At 43.2% G+C, this 18,534-nt stretch carries 14 protein-coding genes; 3 read left to right on the forward strand and 11 right to left on the reverse strand.

Features of this window, described 5'->3' with window-relative positions:
• Positions 1 to 41: 41 nt before the first annotated feature.
• Genes BHV72_RS18940 through BHV72_RS18950 form a run of 3 tightly spaced genes read right to left on the reverse strand, consistent with a single transcriptional unit; the run spans position 42 to position 3,052 of the window.
• Positions 42 to 950, reverse strand: coding sequence for a vitamin B12 dependent-methionine synthase activation domain-containing protein (locus BHV72_RS18940; RefSeq protein WP_022043345.1), 909 nt, complete (start codon positions 948 to 950; stop codon positions 42 to 44).
• Positions 951 to 974: 24 nt separating this feature from the next.
• Complete coding sequence (locus tag BHV72_RS18945) at positions 975 to 2,312, reverse strand: dihydroorotase (RefSeq protein ID WP_122264110.1); 1,338 nt, start codon at positions 2,310 to 2,312, stop codon at positions 975 to 977.
• A complete protein-coding gene (locus BHV72_RS18950) occupies positions 2,309 to 3,052 on the reverse strand; it encodes a polyprenol monophosphomannose synthase (protein WP_022043347.1) in 744 nt (247 codons plus the stop codon). The genes BHV72_RS18945 and BHV72_RS18950 overlap by 4 nt, the downstream gene beginning before the upstream one ends.
• A gap of 342 nt (positions 3,053 to 3,394) precedes the next feature.
• Here BHV72_RS18950 and mfd point away from each other — a divergent pair, with 342 nt between their 5' ends.
• Positions 3,395 to 6,766, forward strand: a complete 3,372-nt coding sequence (gene mfd, locus BHV72_RS18955) for a transcription-repair coupling factor (RefSeq protein WP_122264111.1) — start codon at positions 3,395 to 3,397, stop codon at positions 6,764 to 6,766.
• Positions 6,767 to 6,820: 54 nt separating this feature from the next.
• Here mfd and BHV72_RS18960 read toward each other — a convergent pair whose 3' ends face one another.
• From BHV72_RS18960 to BHV72_RS18995, 8 genes are all read right to left on the reverse strand, one after another.
• A complete protein-coding gene (locus BHV72_RS18960) occupies positions 6,821 to 8,680 on the reverse strand; it encodes a YgiQ family radical SAM protein (RefSeq protein WP_022043349.1) in 1,860 nt (619 codons plus the stop codon).
• A gap of 104 nt (positions 8,681 to 8,784) precedes the next feature.
• Entirely contained in the window at positions 8,785 to 9,006 is a 222-nt protein-coding gene (locus BHV72_RS18965) for a sulfurtransferase TusA family protein (protein ID WP_005677803.1), read from the reverse strand.
• Positions 9,003 to 9,323, reverse strand: a complete 321-nt coding sequence (locus BHV72_RS18970) for a DUF8442 family protein (protein ID WP_005677804.1) — start codon at positions 9,321 to 9,323, stop codon at positions 9,003 to 9,005. The genes BHV72_RS18965 and BHV72_RS18970 overlap by 4 nt, the downstream gene beginning before the upstream one ends.
• 101 nt (positions 9,324 to 9,424) lie before the next feature.
• A complete protein-coding gene (locus BHV72_RS18975) occupies positions 9,425 to 12,334 on the reverse strand; it encodes a golvesin C-terminal-like domain-containing protein (protein ID WP_122264154.1) in 2,910 nt (969 codons plus the stop codon).
• A 114-nt stretch (positions 12,335 to 12,448) separates the two neighbouring features.
• The gene (locus BHV72_RS18980; RefSeq protein ID WP_005677806.1) at positions 12,449 to 14,440 is read right to left on the reverse strand and encodes a glucosamine-6-phosphate deaminase; all 1,992 of its coding nucleotides are present in this window, start codon (positions 14,438 to 14,440) and stop codon (positions 12,449 to 12,451) included.
• 148 nt (positions 14,441 to 14,588) lie between these two features.
• Entirely contained in the window at positions 14,589 to 15,365 is a 777-nt protein-coding gene (locus BHV72_RS18985; protein ID WP_005680556.1) for an amidohydrolase, read from the reverse strand.
• Between the two features lie 31 nt (positions 15,366 to 15,396).
• A complete protein-coding gene (locus tag BHV72_RS18990) occupies positions 15,397 to 15,951 on the reverse strand; it encodes a 1-acyl-sn-glycerol-3-phosphate acyltransferase (RefSeq protein WP_005677808.1) in 555 nt (184 codons plus the stop codon).
• A gap of 7 nt (positions 15,952 to 15,958) precedes the next feature.
• Positions 15,959 to 16,228: a hypothetical protein gene (locus BHV72_RS18995; RefSeq protein ID WP_005677810.1), complete on the reverse strand. Its 270-nt coding sequence runs from the start codon at positions 16,226 to 16,228 to the stop codon at positions 15,959 to 15,961.
• A 193-nt stretch (positions 16,229 to 16,421) separates the two neighbouring features.
• Between BHV72_RS18995 and BHV72_RS19000 the strand changes: the two genes are divergently transcribed.
• Together BHV72_RS19000 and BHV72_RS19005 are read left to right on the forward strand one after the other, a co-directional pair.
• Complete coding sequence (locus BHV72_RS19000; RefSeq protein WP_022043351.1) at positions 16,422 to 17,381, forward strand: tyrosine-type DNA invertase cluster 3b; 960 nt, start codon at positions 16,422 to 16,424, stop codon at positions 17,379 to 17,381.
• A gap of 401 nt (positions 17,382 to 17,782) precedes the next feature.
• The gene (locus BHV72_RS19005) at positions 17,783 to 18,532 is read left to right on the forward strand and encodes a YjbH domain-containing protein (protein WP_032837640.1); all 750 of its coding nucleotides are present in this window, start codon (positions 17,783 to 17,785) and stop codon (positions 18,530 to 18,532) included.
• The last annotated feature ends 2 nt before the right edge of the window (positions 18,533 to 18,534 follow it).

Genomic DNA, 18,534 nt, shown 5'->3' on the forward strand with positions numbered 1-18,534 from the left:
TTAGTCGTGAGAAAAGGAGAAAAATCACACGAAGATGCAAGCTATTGCAGATTGGCTGCCAGGAATTTGCGCATTTCTTCAATACTTCTTCTCCGGCGGCGGGCATAGTCTTCGAGTTGGTCTTCTCCGATCTTTCCGACAGAAAAATATTCGGATACAGGATGTGCAAACATCAGGCCGCACACCGATGCATGAGGATACATTGCCCCGTTTTCAGTCAGTGAAATGCCGATCTGTTTCATGTCCAGCAGTTCGTCCAGCAGGAAGTTGACGGACTGATCCGGCAAAGAAGGATAACCGACGGCAGGACGGATGCCTTGATATTTCTCGACTAATAAGTCCGCCATGCCTAAATTTTCGTCTTTCGCGTATCCCCACGCTTCTTTTCTCACATACTCGTGCATTTTTTCTGTGGCTGCTTCCGCAAGTCGGTCAGAAAGGGTTTGTACGAGCAAATGTTTGTAAGGATCCTGTTCGTATAGTCCTTCCATGTCTGCGTCAATGGAAGAAGCGAAAGCTCCCAACGTATCCGGAATGCCGGAAGAAAGCGGACGGATGAAGTCACTCAGGCAAAGGAAAGGACTTCCGTCCTTCTTAGGTGTTTGCTGACGGAGTAAGGGAAAGACCATGAACTGATTCTCTGCTTTTTCAATTACCAGATTATCCCCGTCGGAGTTTGCCTTACACAACTTGAAGATTGTTCTGACCTCATAGTCCCGGTCGAGTACATCCAGCATACGGTTTGCCTCCTTGAACAGTTGCATGGCTTCCGAAGCCTTGTTACGTTCCTCTACCGGAAAGGAGGCCAGCCACATGGCACGGCAGGCATCGCAACCATGAATATTGGTGATAGCTGCATAGCGAGGTTGGAATCCCCAGGCATGGAAAAAGTAAATCCAATTGATGTAGGGGGTAACGGTATGTATTTTATAAGATAGAACAGTGCTCATAAGTTTGCCGATGACGAATTATATTTATCTGAATCTTAATTCTTGTCCACGATAAGTTTCGTCTATTTTTCCGTTATCGTATAACAGGTGACCGTTCACAAATGTTTTCTCCACTTTCCAGTTGAAGGTATGACCTTCCAGCGGACTCCATTGGCATTTGCTTACAATGCAATCCGTTGTTACTGTCCATTTGGAGTTGGGACGTACTAATACAAGGTCTGCCTGATAACCTTTATGGATAAATCCGCGATTATTTATTTCATACATTTGAGCAGGCGCATGAGACATCTTTTCTACTATTTTCTCGATAGAGAAGATACCTTTATCTACAAGTTCCAGCATACTGGCCAGAGAGAATTGGATCATTGGCATTCCGGACATCGCTTTCAAAGCGCCTCCCTCTTTTTCGCTTAGCAGATGCGGAGCATGATCGGTCGCAATGGCATCGATCAGACCGCTGTTGACAGCTTCCTGCAAAGCCTTCCGGTCTTCGGCTGTTTTAATGGCAGGGTTACATTTGATGCGTGCGCCTAAAGTCTGATAATCATCTTCCGTGAAAAGTAAGTGAGAAACACAAGCTTCCGCCGTAATTCGCTTCGTTATCAAAGGAGCGTCGGAAAATAAATCCAGTTCTCTGGCTGTGGAAATATGCATGATGTGCAAGCGGGCATTTGCCTCACGTGCCAGTTGTACTGCCAGTTCGGAGGAACGGTAACAAGCTTCTTCCGAACGGATAACCGGATGAAGGGTCAAAGGCACATCGTCCCCGTATGCTTTTTTATATTTGTCTGTATTTTCTTTGATAATTCCCTGGTCCTCACAATGGGCGGCGATAAGTAAATCGGTTCCGCCGAATATATTGCGCAGGCTCGCCATGCGGTCTACCAGCATATTGCCTGTGCTTGATCCCATAAATAGTTTTATGCCACAAACACGGTGTTTGTCCAGTTGGGCAAACTGCGGGTAGTTATTGTTGGTTGCCCCGAAGTAACAGGAATAGTTGACGGCCGACTTCCCGGCCAATAAAGTAAGTTTCTCATCCAGAGCCTCTAACGTTGTCGTCTGCGGATTCGTATTCGGCATATCCATGATAGAGGTAACGCCTCCGGCGGCCGCAGCACGGCTTTCGGTAGTTATATCCGCTTTATGAGTCAGTCCCGGGTCACGAAAATGCACGTGTTCGTCAATTGCGCCCGGCAAAAGATAACATCCGGTTGCGTCTATGATTTCATCACAAGGTGTAGTTGTTTTTTCTTCTCCGGTCAGTATTTCGGCAATCTTCTCGCCTTCGATAACAACCGAACCCAGAACTTTTCTTCCTTCGTTGACTATAACGGCATTTTGAATCAGTGTACGTTTCATTTCTTTTGGGGGAATTTGTGGAACCAACTATTTACTTTTAATTTAATCACTCCGAATACGGCCTCTCCGAAGATACTGCTGTTCATTTTCGAAGTACCCAACTCGCGATTGATGAAGATAACGGGAACTTCGATAATCTTGAAACCACATTTATAAGCGGTGAATTTCATTTCGATCTGGAAGGCATATCCCTTAAAACGAATGTGTTCTAGATCAATCGTTTCGAGTACCTGTCGGCGGTAACAAACAAATCCGGCAGTGGTATCGTGGATAGGAATACCTGTAATGAACTGCACGTATTTGGATGCGAAATAAGACATCAGTACTCTGCCCATAGGCCAATTGACTACATTCACTCCGCTGACGTAGCGGGAGCCGACAGCTACATCTCCTCCTGCTTCCGCACACGCCTGATACAGACGGGGCAAGTCATTCGGATTATGACTGAAATCAGCATCCATTTCAAAAATATATTCGTACGAATGTTCCAGTGCCCACTTGAATCCGGCGATATAGGCAGTGCCCAGCCCTAACTTTCCTTTGCGTTCAATCATAAAAAGACGTTCGGGAAATTCTTGTTGCAAAGTCTTGACGATGTTTGCCGTTCCGTCCGGCGAACCGTCCTCTATTACCAGAATATGGAATATCTTAGGAAGTCCGAAAACGGCACGGATGATATTTTCTATGTTCTCCCGTTCATTATAGGTAGGGATAATTACAATGCTATCCGATATTTGCATATAAATACTATAAATTTTAGAAACAAAAGTAGTTCTTTTCCTTTAGTTACGAACGGACTAAGGATAATTTAACGTGGAAGTATATGGTAAGTTTAGCTTTTTAGTACTAGTATTTAGATGTTTTTGCCCTTAAGGACTAAGTTCTTTTATGCAAGATTCTATTTGTCTGACAATAGTTGAGTTTGTGTTCAACAGCTGTCAAACGAATAAAGGATAGTATATTGAGAAGTAAACGAATGGGGAAATAGAATTAAATTCAAGCGGTACTGCCTTTAATTTCTAACGGTAATGTACAAGGTGCTCGCGTTATTTTTGTACTTTTGCGGGGAAATTTTTATAGGTATGACGATAACTGAGTTGCAACAACTATATGCTGCCCATCCTAACATGGCAGTGATGAAGCGTTTGTTGAAGGATACTTCTGTTCAAACTATTTTTTGTGGAGGATTATATGCGTCTGCTGCTTCGCTTTTTTCTTCTATATTGGTGCAGGAGGGAGGTTGTCCTTTTGTCTTTATTCTGGGCGATCTGGAGGAAGCGGGGTATTTTTATCACGACTTGACGCAAGTGTTGGGGACAGAAACTGTACTTTTCTTTCCTTCTTCGTTCCGCCGTTCCATTAAGTACGGGCAAAAAGATGCGGCAAATGAGATTCTCCGCACGGAAGTATTGAGCCGTTTGCAGAAAGGGGAGAAGGGCTTGTGCATCGTCACCTATCCGGATGCATTGGCGGAGAAAGTCGTATCCCGTAAAGAATTGAGCGATAAGACTCTGAAACTGAATGTCGGCGAGAAGGTAGACACGACCTTTATCACGGATGTGTTGCATAGTTATGGTTTCGAATATGTGGATTATGTATATGAGCCGGGGCAGTATGCCGTTCGTGGTAGCATCATCGACGTCTTTTCTTTTGCTTCGGAATATCCTTACCGCATTGACTTTTTTGGAGACGAAGTAGAGAGTATCCGTACCTTTGAGGTTGAATCCCAGCTATCTCGGGAGAAGAAAGAAGGAGTGTCTATCGTGCCCGATTTGGCTGTGACGGGAGATGTTACTACCTCGTTTTTGGATTTCATACCGAAAGAGACTACCTTGGCAATGCGTGACTTCCTTTGGTTGCGTGAACGGATTCAGGTCGTGCACGATGAGGCGTTGACGCCGCAGGCGATAGCCGTACAGGAAGTCGAAGAAAATGGCGGTATTACGTTGGAAGGCAAACTGATAGACGGCAGTGAATTTACCGTGCGTGCACTTGATTTCCGCCGGCTGGAGTTTGGTAACAAGCCGACCGGTACTCCGAATGCCAGCGTCACTTTTGATACTTCCGCACAGCCTATCTTTCATAAAAACTTCGACTTGGTAGCCGGCTCTTTCAAGGAGTATTTGGAAAAAGGATATACCCTTTATATTTGTAGTGACAGCATGAAGCAGACGGATCGTATCCGGGCAATCTTCGAAGACCGGGGGGATAAGATCAAATTTACTCCTGTAGAACGTACTGTGCATGAAGGTTTTGTTGATAACACATTGCGTCTCTGTATCTTTACAGATCACCAGTTGTTCGACCGTTTCCATAAATATAATCTGAAAAGCGATAAGGCTCGTTCAGGTAAAGTGGCCCTGTCCTTGAAAGAACTGAATCAGTTTACTCCGGGTGATTATGTGGTGCATACGGACCACGGTATCGGACGTTTTTCCGGATTGGTGCGTATTCCGAATGGAGATACTACGCAAGAAGTTCTGAAACTGGTTTTTCAGAATGAGGATGTGGTGTTTGTCTCGATTCATTCTTTGCATAAGGTCTCTAAATATAAGGGTAAGGATGGCGAAGCTCCCCGCCTTAATAAGTTGGGAACGGGGGCATGGGAGAAACTGAAAGAGCGTACAAAAACCAAAATCAAGGATATTGCCCGCGATTTGATTAAGTTGTATTCGCAACGTCGTCAGGAGAAAGGCTTTTCTTATAGTCCCGACAGTTTCTTGCAGCGTGAGTTGGAAGCGTCTTTTATTTATGAAGATACACCCGATCAGAGCAAAGCTACTGTCGATGTGAAGACCGATATGGAGAGTGACCGCCCAATGGACCGTCTCGTCTGTGGGGATGTAGGCTTTGGAAAAACGGAAGTGGCTATCCGGGCAGCTTTTAAGGCGGTGGCGGACAATAAGCAGGTTGCAGTTCTGGTGCCGACCACGGTGCTTGCTTATCAGCATTTCCAGACCTTCCGCGAACGTTTGAAGGGATTGCCTTGCCGGGTGGAATATCTGAGCCGTGCACGTACGGCCGCACAGGCAAAAGCGGTGCTGAAAGAATTGAAGGAAGGTGATGTCGGTATACTTATCGGTACTCATCGTATTTTGGGAAAAGATGTCCGGTTCAAGGATTTAGGATTACTGATTGTTGATGAGGAACAGAAATTCGGTGTTTCCGTCAAGGAGAAGTTACGTCAGTTGAAGGTGAATGTCGATACATTGACTATGACTGCCACGCCCATTCCCCGGACGCTGCAATTCTCATTAATGGGTGCGCGAGACCTGAGTGTGATCTCTACACCGCCGCCTAACCGTTATCCGATTCAGACCGAAGTGCATACCTTTAATGAAGAAGTGATAACGGACGCTATCAACTTTGAAATGAGTCGTAACGGACAGGTGTTTTTTGTCAACAACCGGATAGCAAACCTGCCCGAATTAAAAGCGATGATTGAACGTCATATCCCTGACTGTCGTGTGGCAATTGGACACGGGCAGATGGAACCTGCCGAACTGGAGAAAATCATTTTTGATTTTGTCAACTATGACTATGACGTACTCCTTGCAACTACTATTATTGAAAGTGGCATTGATATTCCGAATGCCAATACGATCATCATCAATCAGGCGCAGAATTTTGGTTTGAGTGACCTTCATCAGATGCGTGGCCGTGTAGGGCGCAGCAATAAGAAAGCGTTCTGTTATTTGTTGGCTCCTCCGTTGAGTAGCCTGACAGCAGAGGGACGCCGTCGGTTACAAGCAATTGAGAATTTTAGTGATTTGGGCAGTGGTATCCATATCGCCATGCAGGATTTGGATATTCGCGGTGCCGGTAACTTGCTTGGAGCCGAGCAAAGCGGATTTATCGCCGACCTGGGATATGAAACGTATCAAAAGATTCTTTCCGAAGCTGTTCACGAATTGAAGAATGATGAATTTGCAGATTTGTATGCGGATGAAATCAAAGGTGAAGGGCAGATTAGCGGTGAAGGTTTTGTGGATGAATGTCAGGTGGAAAGTGACCTTGAACTGTTATTGCCTGCTAATTACGTGACGGGCAGTAGCGAACGTATGTTGCTTTATCGTGAATTGGACGGTTTGATGCTGGATAAAGACGTAGAGGCATTCCGTTCCCGTCTGGAGGACCGTTTCGGACCTGTTCCGCCGGAAACGGAAGAATTGCTTCGTATTGTTCCTCTCCGTCGTCTGGCAGCACGCTTGGGAGCAGAGAAGATCTTCCTGAAAGGTGGTCGGATGACGTTGTTCTTTGTCTCCAACCCGGATAGTCCGTTCTATCAAAGTCAGGCTTTCGGTAAAGTGATAGATTATATGATGAAATATACCCGCCGTTGTGACCTGCGTGAACAGAACGGCAAGCGAAGTATGCTGATAAAAGATGTGACTAATGTGGAAACTGCGGTGAGTGTGTTGCAAGAAGTTGTGGCGTTGCCGGTGAAAGAATGATATATTGTTAATGAGGAACTCTTTTAATCGTTTTTGTTTATATGGAAAGAAGAATTATTTCTTCTTTCCATATAATTTATCTATCAGGTCCTGACGTCCGATACGTCTCAACTCATTGATAATGTTTTTCCGTTCTTCGGGCTTATACCAGAAGAAGAATTGTCGTTGGGCAAGTTTTTCCCGCTGTGTTTTAGCACTGAAGATAGGTTCCAGTGTGTACGGGTGAAATCCGGTATACCAAGCCTCAGTCGCTACTGTCATAGGAGTAGGGGTGAAGTCCTGTACCTGTTCCAAGTGGAAGTCCAAGCGTTTGGTGATAACGGCAAGCTCCGCCATATCTTCTTCTTTGCATCCGGGATGTGAAGATATAAAATAGGGAATGAGCTGCTGACGCAGGTTCTCTTCCCGGTTGATGCGGTCGAATATCTTCTTGAATGTTTCAAACTGTTCAAAAGAAGGCTTGCGCATGATGGACAATACACGGTCGCTTGTATGTTCCGGAGCTACCTTTAACCGCCCACTGACGTGACTGGCTATCAATTCACGGGTATATTCGGCCGTACTGCGATTGGTTGCCGTATCTTTGCTTTGATGTAGTAACAGGTCATAGCGTACTCCACTGCCGATAAAGGATTTCTTAATACCGGGCAGAGCGTCTACCGCATGATAAATATCCAATAGGGGACGGTGGTCTGAATTTAAGTTCGGACAAACTTTAGGATGTATGCATGAGGGGCGTTTGCACTTCTTGCAAATCGCCTCGTCTTTTCCTTTCATCTGATACATATTGGCAGAAGGACCGCCGAGATCGCTTAAATATCCTTTGAAATCAGGTAGTTGCATCACCTCTTTTACTTCTTTCAAGATAGATGCCTTACTACGGCTGACAATGAATTTCCCTTGGTGTGCCGAGATGGTGCAGAATGCGCAGCCACCGAAACAGCCCCGGTGAATATTGACGGAGAATTTAATCATATCATACGCAGGAATTCTCTTCCCTTTGTATTTGGGATGAGGCAGCCGGGTATAAGGCAAATCGAACGAATGGTCGAGTTCTTCCTGACTCATCGGAGGGTATGGAGGATTGACTACTACCACTTTGTTTCCTACCGCCTGTGTGATGCGTGAAGCTGCATATTTGTTGGATTCTTCTTCAATATGCCGGAAGTTGCTTGCCTGCTTCTTCTTGTCTGCCAGGCATTCTTCGTGAGAATAAAGTTGAATGTCTTCTTCGGCTGCCGTCCATTCTGCTGCACGGCAAAGATAGGCTGTTTGAGGAATTGTTCCGACGATCGTTTTAAATTCGTTGGTTGTCAACGTGGCTTGTTCTGTGGGGAGCAAGTTTTTCATTTTGCGGATTAATTCTACAATAGGTTTTTCGCCCATACCATAGATCAGCAAGTCTGCGCCACTGTCACATAAAATGCTTTTTTGTACTTTGTCCTGCCAATAATCGTAATGGCTCAAGCGTCTCATACTTGCTTCGATACCTCCTAATATTACGGGGGCATCGGGATATAGCTTTTTCAGAATTTGGCTATAAACGATAGAAGGATATTCCGGGCGCATATCCGGGCGTCCGTCCGGTGTATAAGCGTCTTCGCTGCGCAAGCGTTTGTTGGCAGTATATTTATTGACCATTGAATCCATGCTTCCGGCGGAAATGCCGAAAAATAAACGGGGGCGTCCCAATTTCTTGAAGTCACGCAGGTCATCGCGCCAGTTTGGTTGGGGAACGATAGCAATTTTTAATCCTTCTGCTTCGAGGATACGTCCGATAACAGCCGCTCCGAAGGAAGGGTGGTCTACGTATGCATCACCGCTGAAAAGAATGACGTCCAATTCATTCCAGCCGCGAAGTTCTACTTCTTTTTTTGTTGTAGGTAACCAGTCAGTCAGTCGAAAATCTTTCATGCCGCAAAGATACGGATAAACTTATAAAGTTATAAGATGATAGGGCTATAAAGTTCAGCCACGCCTCTTATCACCTTATAACTTTATGCTTTATCGCTTTGTAGTTATTTCTTTGCGATTGTAAATTGCACAGTCAACTGTTCGCCGTCATAGATCTCACGAAAGCCGATGCTTTGCTCTGACAGATATTCTTTTAAATCCTGAAATGCGTCGGCATGGTTCATGATGATTTCTAGCGTTTCGCCGGGAACAGCGTTACACATGGCTTTGATTGCGGGAATTAACGGACTGTATGCCGTTGTTCCCCGGGTATCCACCGTAATCATTCTTCCTCCTCTTCTTCTGCTTCCGGACTGGAGAGCCAGGTCAGATAGAGCTTGATAAGCTGTTGCAGGCCGAACGCTTTCATATTATTGTGATAAATCACATCAATACAAAGATCCAGCAAATCTTTACTGTCTTCTTCCTGACTGGCGATAAGAGAGCGGACATTCAATTTCAGTTTGTCCAGCACCGGTTCGTCTACAATACCTGTACTGTCAATCAGGTGACGGAACAGAGAATATTTTTCAATTGTTCTTAGATTTTCAGTAGATACCTCTATGCTGCGTGTACCGCTGGGATTTGCTTGTATAGTATACATTGTTCTTTAGTTTTAAGAGTTATTGTTTCTTGCAAAGATAGAATTTAAAATGAAAAACAGGCTATAAAAAGGGATATTTTTTGTTTCCCTGCAATGAACTCTTATTTTTGAGTAAAGAATCCCAATATGCCTGCCATAACGGTTGCACGGTCTGCTTCCGACAGGATACTTTCAAAAGGGAAACCCAGTACGAAGGTACGATAGTTTCCTTTATAGGCAATACCTGCACTTTGATTGCCAGGCGCATAAGTAAATACCGGAAATGCGGAATCTACCGGGACAATGCAATCCGGAGCGGGGATCGCATAGTTGTTCTCATTGGGCAATCGGGGAATACTGATTGTGCGTCCGAGTCCGTTGATCCGATTAGAATTTTTGTCCGTCAGACTACCTTGATACCCATATTTCAGAACTCTTTGTGTAAATTCCCTGTTTCCTTGCGTGCCATTCATGTCACTGCCTACGTATGCACCACTCACAAGTATATTTCCGCCGGATTGGCAATAACTGGAGATAATGCGTTGCATTGCTGAAGAAAATGTTTTGTAATAAGCCTTAGCTGACGCATCCTCTTTCTCAAGTCCTAAGATATAATCTACAATCGGATAATCTTCCAACGTGACGATTCCGTTTTCTACCGCTTCGTCACTGCATGATACAAAACTGTATTTTCCGGTTGCCTGAATCGCTTTCCCATGAATGAATGGATAATCAAATGTATTTCCTGCTATTTTCATTCCTTCCAATTCACTACTGCTGTGCCCCAAACTTCCTTTCCCTTCTTTCCCCGCTTGTGTGCGGTCGAATCCGCTTTGTACTCCGCAGAATGAGAAATTCGACAGATACGGAACTCCCGGATCCTGCTCTAAGTCGAATCCTGCTTTATCCGGAGTATTGATGACGGCCGGACCGCTGATCCTATCAAATCCATTGATGATTAAAACTTTTTCACGTTCACGTTTTGCTTTGTAGGCTGAGAGTATTTCAGAAGGGAAACTCTCTCCACCTCTGTTTGCGGCCGTTACTTTGAATGAATAAACCAGTCCCGGCTCTATCTTAACAGTGTATGAAGACTTGCTGACTAAAGTTCCGTTGTCAAAACCTCCGTAGCCAATGCGTGTATATACAATGTATTCCCGTGGACGTGCTGAAGGCTCCTGCGGGTCATCTTCTCCTTTCCACGAAAGTTCCAGCGTATTCTTTTTTTTGCCGAAACGAATAGCAAAGTTGCTAACAGGAAGCGGTTGTACCACATAATCTTTATCATGTTGGCTGGTAATAAACTGCAAAATTCCTTTGTAAATGGCGCGTCCTACCGTGAATTTGAAGTTGGGGTCATGGCCGAGCTGCATATCGGCAAAGTTCTGATGTGAAAGCAGCTCGATAATGGTGGAAGGCGTAGCCGGAAGCCGTGTCTCGCTATAATTACGGTTCCACATACTGCGCCGTGTCCAAGGGAGATTATAGCTTGAACGAATATCTTTTTGAATTTGTGTGAGCAGAATATCCGCCAAATCACGTGAAGCATACCGGTCCGTTCCCATATTCAGTTTGCCGTTATTGAAATCAGTAGTGTAAATGCCGAGCGAACCGATGATTTCGTCCGTTTTGCTGCATCCGGCATCACTGTGAAGTGCCATTGTCATTTCCAATGGTACTCCTAGCCCTGGTTGCGTAGGATTATAAACAGAACCTCCCGATAGATAATTGATTGTATTGGAGCGTGTGTTGATATCGTCCGCATAATCATTCTCGCCTTTACGCCCGGCATATACATCGTAAGGCATTCCCGCCCACTGGGCAGAGTAGCGTGCCCCTTCCAGATAGCGCGGCAATCCGCTTATCTTTCCTCCGCGGGAAATATTGCCCATTCCTCCACCGAAACGCACCGCATCGGCACATACTACACCATGTTCGCTGCTTTCATTACTCAATACCACCATGCCATAATCGTTGTTGCCTTTGTCAAATTCAAAGGTGCCGAGGTATACCCAAGTTCCTCCGCCTATCTTTTGGTTTACTTTAAATTCCGTAACCCCTCCATTATGAAAGACAAGATATTTGGCGTCACTTACGCTGTTGGGTAATGTCTGATAAGAAACATAAACAGCGTATGTTCCGGTTGCCGGCAGGGTAGGTACCCATTCGGCAAAAGCTTGGTCCTTGTTCTTCTTTTTCTTTCTTTCTGTGGAGATCATTCGGCAAGTACCGTCTGCGAAAGGATTTTCCCCATCTTGGTAGATTGTTTTCTTTTGGGCGAATCCTCTTACCGAGGCTCTGTCCCATTTAGCTTTTTTACTGCCTACCTCCAGATAGAGAGAAGCGTTAGGCGTGTCATTATCCACAATGATTTCATTCTTTTGCGTATCCCGTTCGCGAGGCGTGTAGACAACGGCGCCTGCATTTTCCAACATCGGAATTACATAAGGAAGAACAAAAGATTGAGTGAACAGATCTTCTGTTGTGCAGAACAAGCGGGGGCGTTGCCAGCCCCATTCGTTTTTATCGTTTTTGAAATAATTACCGTGGCTTTGCCAGACAGCGATATGGCGGTCTTGTAACCCGCGTGATACTTCATTGGGGCGTGAGATGTTTTTCACCCAGGGAACTCCTTTATAATCAATGTCCAAAGACATCCGTTCCTTATCTTTTTTCTTGTTTCGATAAAGGTTGGGCACTAAATTTTCAATCGGCTTGCCGTTTGCATAAATAGTGAGCTGGTAGTAATGAACCGGACCGGGAAGTAAATCTTTTACTTGATTATAAATAGTCTCTACGGTTTCCGACCGAAAAGGTTGGTAGGCAAAGCTTTCAGAGGCATAAACAGCAATTGTTTTGCGGTCATAATCAATGTCGAAGCTATTCAGTTTTGGGGTGCTGATTTTGGCAGTTGCGGTATATTTATTGAAATAATCCGTTAGCCGCTCTTTTATATTATTTTCGATGTCTTGGGCAAAAAGAATATTAATCCCCATTGTCAGATATATGAAGAACACTATTATTTTTTTCATCATTCAATGCTTTTAGGTTTTCCCCGCAAAAATAAACAAAAAAGAGTGAGAAGTATCGAAACTTCCCACTCTTCTTTCATTGTTTTATATTCTCTTAATTAAGAGCTTTTCTATTTATAGCGGAATATATTCTACGAATGCTTCCATAGCTTCGTAAGAAGCCAGACCTAACTGGTCGTACAAAGTAGCTGTGCCACGATTACGGTCTTCACTGCGCTGCCAGAACAAACGTTCGTCATTACCCAGGAACGGAGCACTTTCCATTTGTGACTGATGTTTCAGGATAGAGTTACGTTTTGCACGAAGTTCTTCCGGACTGATAGGCACTGCCATTTCAATGTTTTCAATTTCCCATTCAGCCCATGCACCACGATACATCCAGATACGGCAGTCTTTCAACCATTTTGCACCTTCTTCTTTTTCGAGGTCGACGGCAGCAAATACGGCGTCCGTACATACACGGTGTGTTCCGTGAGGATCTGCGAGGTCACCGGCTACAAAAATCTGATGAGGTTTCACTTCACGAAGCAGGTTACGTACGATTTCCACATCCGCTTCACTAATTGGGTTCTTCTGAATCTTACCTGTTTCGTAGAATGGTAAGTCGAGGAAGTGACAACGTTCTAGTGGTATATTGTTATAAGTACAAGCGGTACGTGCTTCACCACGACGAATCAAGCCTTTGATAGTAAGTATATCACGGCTGTCCATATCACCGTCTTTCTTTTCTTTCAGGAAGTTACGTATTTCTGCATACTTCTCATTGATAACCTGGTCTTCGCTGTTGTTGAAGAGTTGGTTGAATCCGTTGATGAAATGCATGAAACGAACTACTTCCTCATCACCTACGGCAATATTGCCGGAAGTCTCGTAAGCTACGTGCACCTCATGTTTCTGTTCTACCAGACGACGGAGTGTTCCACCCATGGAGATTACATCATCATCTGGATGCGGAGAGAAGATAATCACACGTTTCGGATATGGTTTGGCACGTTCTGGACGGTAAGTATCGTCAGCATTCGGTTTGCCACCCGGCCAACCTGTGATAGTATGTTGCAAATCGTTGAATATCTTAATATTCACATTGTATGCCGAACCATACAATGCCAGAAGTTCGCTCAGACCGTTTTCATTGTAATCCTTATTTGTTAATTTCAAAATAGGCTTACCTGTCAACTGGCATAGCCAAACGATAGCGCTGCGGATTAATTTATCATTCCATTCGCAAGAAGTAACCAGCCAAGGGCGTTGGATACGGGTTAAGTTCATAGCAGCCGAGAGGTCAAGGGCTACATGGGCATTGTTGTGAGTTTGCAGGTAAGATGCAGGAATGGTATCGGAGATAGGTCCTTCTACACATTCTTTAATCATAGCTGCTTTATTTTCACCCCACGCAAGTAAATAGACTTTCTTTGCACCGAGAATAGTTGATACTCCCATTGTGATAGAACTGATCGGCGTATTATCCAACGTTCCGAAGATTTTAGATGCTTCATTGCGTGAAGCATTATCCAGCAAAATCAGGCGGGTGGTAGAATTCAGTCGGGAACCCGGTTCGTTGAATGCGATATTGCCTACGCGACCGATACCTAACAGAGCAATGTCAATTCCTCCGAAACTTTCAATGCGTTGTTCATACAACCGGCAATATTCGAAGATTGTATCTTTGGCGATTGTTCCGTCAGGAGTAAATATATTCTGTTTGTCAATATCAATATGATCCAACAACATCTCTTTCAATGCATTGAAGTTACTGTTGATTGCATCAGAAGATAACGGATAGTATTCGTACATATTAAATACAATCACGTTACGGAAGCTAAGGCCTTCTTCTTTATGCATACGGATCAGTTCCTGATATACATGGCTGGGTGAATTACCTCCGGGAAGTGCTAATACGCAGAAACGTCCTGCTTTTTGTTTTTCGCGGATGGTCTGTGCTATTTCTCGAGCAATATAGTTAGCCCCTTCTTCTACAGATTCATAGATGTCCGTAGGGATTTTTTCGAGTCTTGTCAAGACTGATTTTTCAAATGCATTCTCCGGTCTGTAGTATCTGGGGGAGACCCGGTGGAGGCTGATTTGAGAACTAAGATTTGTTTTCATAAAGTTGTTTATTAAGTTATGTAAGATTAGCGTCCTTACGACTGTATTTTCACGACAAAGATACAAAAGAAGTCTATATGTTTAACTACTAACATCTAGGTATTGTTGCTATATCAAGCCGTTTTTAACATTTGTTTTATAGCAAATACTAAAGATGAAATTCGTCTGCATCTTTCCAAACCGGAAACTTTTCCCTGAGCCGGTTGAGAGCACCCAGTTGGAGGCTTGTCGTAGCTATTCCTTCCTGTTCGTCCGGCAATGAGGCTATTTCTTCTCCGAAAGCGGAATAGATTTTGCTTCCTCCATTATATTTAAGATGATATCCGTCCATGCCTGTTCTGTTGACACCGCATACATAACATTGATTTTCCAAAGCACGTGCTCGGAGCAAAGCGTCCCAAGCCAGGCGACGGGGGATAGGCCAGTTTGCTACATATATTAATAAGTCATATTCATTCTTGACGTTCCGGCTCCACACAGGAAAACGGAGATCGTAACATACAAGCAGGCAGATATTCCACCCATGATAGGGAATGATGATCCGTTTGTTACCTGCGGAAAAGTGTTCGGCTTCACGTCCCATGCGGAACAAATGGCGTTTATCGTAAAAATAGTATTCTCCTTCGGGAGTGAGGAAGAAAGCACGGTTATAAAACTGTCCGTTATCAGTGGCTATATAGCTTCCACAGATAGCCAGTTGAAATAAGGATGCCCATTGTTTCAAAGTAGAGATTGTTTTGCCGGAATTGGGCTCTGCTAATGTCTGGCTTTGCATACTGAACCCTGTCGAGAACATTTCCGGTAAAACAACAATCTCCGTTGTTCCACGGAGGCTTTGTAGCTTTTCGTGGAGCAAACGGAGATTTTCTTGTTTATTTTCCCAAACGATATCGGTTTGTATGATAGAAACTCGAATGGAATCCATTATGGTTAATACTTATTGTCTAATACTTAAATCATATTTCTCCAAGAGCAAAGTTCTCAGGATGTTTTCCTTTGAAATCTTTGTAATAGAGCTTGATTTCCCTCATGTCTTTATTAATATCTCCCGAAGGCATAATGGCTTTGGTTGCCGAAATCGTCTTCTTTTCATAGTCGATGCCAATCAATACGATAGGCACCTGCGCTTTGAGGGAGATATAATAAAATCCTTTTTTCCAGTTTGGATTGGCTTTCCGGGTTCCTTCGGGGGTAATGGCCAGATGAAACTTTTTGCATTCGTTAAAGTGGTGAACCATTTGGTCTACCAATGAAGTCTTCCGTCCACGATCTACGGGAATCCCGCCTACAGCTTTGAAAATTAATCCTAATGGAAAAAAGAACCATTCTTTTTTCATCATGAAACTTGTCTTGCGGCCTAAAGCACCGTAAAATAGTTTTCCAATAAATAAATCAAAGTTCGTTGTGTGTGGTGCGGCACATATCACGCATTTATCATAATTAGGTACCGTAACGTTTGTTTTCCACCCTAACAGGCGGTAATAGATAAAGCTATAAATTGCTTTCTTCATTTTGTTTTTAGTTCAATTTTCCGATAGCTTCAATAATCTCGTTTACCTTTGCATTAAAATCAGCACGGAATTTTTTATAAAAAACTTTCACATTGCCCGGTTCTGTGTGGCTGATACGGGTCACAAATTCATCCTGCATCTTCAATACTTCAGACATCAGCTCATCTGCTTTATCCTTATCTGTTCCAGGGATAAACATGCTGTTGATTAAACACTCGGTGAACAACTCTCCTGCGATATAGTTTACGTTTTTCTTTAGTTCTCTTCTACTTGCCATAATCTTTACATTTAATGGTGAATAATAAAAAATACTTGTGGTAAAGATAGGCACTTTCTTTGATTTGTGCGAATAAATAATCGAAAAAACATTATTCGAGCCTTTATCTTTTTATTTTTATAGTGGTCGAAATCATAAAGTAGCTTATTTTTGTTCTTTCTCATACATTATATTATTTATAAAATTATTTATGATGCAAAAAATGAATAAAAATGGATTTAGCCGATGTGCAGAGATGTATATCGAGCGTTTACGGAAAGAAGGACGGTATTCTACGGCGCATGTCTATAAGAATGCCCTTTTATCTTTCACTACGTTTTGCGGTACGTTCAATGTATCGTTCAGGCAAGTGACCCGGGGACGTTTGCGTTGTTATGGGCAGTACCTATATGAATGTGGCTTGAAACCTAATACGGTTTCTACATATATGCGTATGCTTCGCAGCATTTATAATAGAGGAGTAGAATCGGGGAGTGCCCCTTATGTGCACCGATTATTTCACGATGTCTATACAGGGGTGGATATCCGGCAAAAGAAAGCCTTGCCGGTTGCCGAGCTTCACAGGCTTTTGTATGATGATCCCAAATCGGAGCGCTTGCGTCATACACAAACTATTGCTGCTTTGATGTTTCAGTTTTGTGGAATGTCATTTGCCGATTTGGCTCATTTGGAAAAGTCGTCCTTAGACAGTAATGTGCTACGATATAATCGTATCAAGACTAAGACTCCTATGAGTGTGGAAGTACTTGATACTGCGAAGGAAATGATTAATCAGCTTCGAAGTAACCAAGTGACTCCTTCTGACTGTCCCGATTATCTGTTTGATATCCTGTCTGGCGACAAAAAACGGAAAGATGAAGGAGCTTATCGGGAATATCAGTCTGCACTTCGAAAGTTTAATAATCGTTTGAAGGATTTGGCAAGAGTGCTTCATCTAAATTCGCCTGTATCTTCATACACTCTTCGTCACTCTTGGGCAACAACAGCTAAATATCGCGGAGTTCCTATTGAAATGATAAGTGAATCATTAGGCCACAAATCTATAAAAACAACACAAATCTATCTGAAAGGCTTCAATCTGCAAGAACGTACAGAAGTAAATAGAATGAATTTATTTTACGTTAGAAATTGCTATGTAACTAGGGGTAAATAGGTAAAATACTGATAATAAGCAGTGAAGTATGTGTGTTACTTCTTAGGTAACAGAATTAAATTTGACGCAAAGATAGACAAAAAAAGAAATAGCAAACAAATAATCCTCCATTTTTTTTCGTTTTATCTGAAACATAGGGCAAAAAAATATCCGAACATGAAATAATATTGTCTTCATGCTCTGTTGCTAATTTGTTTATATTCAAAAGGATTTCCTCTTTCACTAAAGCCAGAAAGCCCTTTGGTACCACATTTGTCGATGTTTTTCTCTATTTTCATTCCGCTTAGTTTCGATTGTGTGTGTTCTGTTACCTAAGAAGTAACAGAAATATGAATAGTAAAAATAGCAGATTAATCAATTCTTTGAGAAAATTGCTATTGGGGAACAATATACAAATTGAGATGGAACAAACTAAAGCTGTTTTCAGGAATAAGCCATTTATTTTATTGAAAGGCATTATTCTACTTCTGATTTTCATATTGACGACCAGTTTGGTTCGTGCACAATACTCCTTGGGATCGACAGGACAATTAATGATACCTACTGCCGAGATGCAGGAAACCGGTACGTTTATAGGAGGAGCAAACTACCTACCCGAGCAAGTTACCCCTTCTGTTTTCAGTTTTCCTACAATGAATTATTTCGTGGATATGACACTGTTTTCTTTCATTGAATTTACTTATCGAATGACATTACTCAAAATGACAACGGCTACGGGAAGAACAGGTTATCACAATCAAGACCGTTCCAATACGATTCGTATTCGTCCGTTAAAAGAAAGCCGTTATTTTCCAGCTGTTGTGATTGGGGGGGATGATCTTCTGACTGAAGGAAAAACTCCATATTGGGGTGCCTACTATGGTGTGCTTACTAAAACAATCGGATTCCGTTCGGGACATCAACTGGCAATTACGGCGGGTTGGTATTTTCATCAGGGTGATAAGCCTGTATATAATAAAGGACCTTTCGGCGGAGTTCGTTATACTCCCTCTTTTTGTCGGGAATTGAAATTCATGGCGGAATATGATACGCATGGTTGGAACATTGGTGCTGCTATGCGCTTTTGGAAGCATCTATCCGTCAACGTGTTTACCCGCGAATTTACATGTGTGTCTGCCGGTTTACGGTATGAATGTACATTAATACATTAAAT

Origin of the sequence: Bacteroides sp. 43_46 (assembly GCF_001915455.1) — a bacterium.
GTDB classification, from domain to species: Bacteria; Bacteroidota; Bacteroidia; order Bacteroidales; family Bacteroidaceae; genus Bacteroides; species Bacteroides caccae.

Bases quoted from the DNA above. Each gene is read 5' to 3' on its own strand.
- BHV72_RS18940 (WP_022043345.1), bottom strand. From the start codon at position 950: ATGAGCACTGTTCTATCTTATAAAATACATACCGTTACCCCCTACATC.
- BHV72_RS18945 (WP_122264110.1), bottom strand. From the start codon at position 2,312: ATGAAACGTACACTGATTCAAAATGCCGTTATAGTCAACGAAGGAAGA.
- BHV72_RS18950 (WP_022043347.1), bottom strand. From the start codon at position 3,052: ATGCAAATATCGGATAGCATTGTAATTATCCCTACCTATAATGAACGG.
- mfd (WP_122264111.1), top strand. From the start codon at position 3,395: ATGACGATAACTGAGTTGCAACAACTATATGCTGCCCATCCTAACATG.
- BHV72_RS18960 (WP_022043349.1), bottom strand. From the start codon at position 8,680: ATGAAAGATTTTCGACTGACTGACTGGTTACCTACAACAAAAAAAGAA.
- BHV72_RS18965 (WP_005677803.1), bottom strand. From the start codon at position 9,006: ATGATTACGGTGGATACCCGGGGAACAACGGCATACAGTCCGTTAATT.
- BHV72_RS18970 (WP_005677804.1), bottom strand. From the start codon at position 9,323: ATGTATACTATACAAGCAAATCCCAGCGGTACACGCAGCATAGAGGTA.
- BHV72_RS18975 (WP_122264154.1), bottom strand. From the start codon at position 12,334: ATGAAAAAAATAATAGTGTTCTTCATATATCTGACAATGGGGATTAAT.
- BHV72_RS18980 (WP_005677806.1), bottom strand. From the start codon at position 14,440: ATGAAAACAAATCTTAGTTCTCAAATCAGCCTCCACCGGGTCTCCCCC.
- BHV72_RS18985 (WP_005680556.1), bottom strand. From the start codon at position 15,365: ATGGATTCCATTCGAGTTTCTATCATACAAACCGATATCGTTTGGGAA.
- BHV72_RS18990 (WP_005677808.1), bottom strand. From the start codon at position 15,951: ATGAAGAAAGCAATTTATAGCTTTATCTATTACCGCCTGTTAGGGTGG.
- BHV72_RS18995 (WP_005677810.1), bottom strand. From the start codon at position 16,228: ATGGCAAGTAGAAGAGAACTAAAGAAAAACGTAAACTATATCGCAGGA.
- BHV72_RS19000 (WP_022043351.1), top strand. From the start codon at position 16,422: ATGCAAAAAATGAATAAAAATGGATTTAGCCGATGTGCAGAGATGTAT.
- BHV72_RS19005 (WP_032837640.1), top strand. From the start codon at position 17,783: ATGGAACAAACTAAAGCTGTTTTCAGGAATAAGCCATTTATTTTATTG.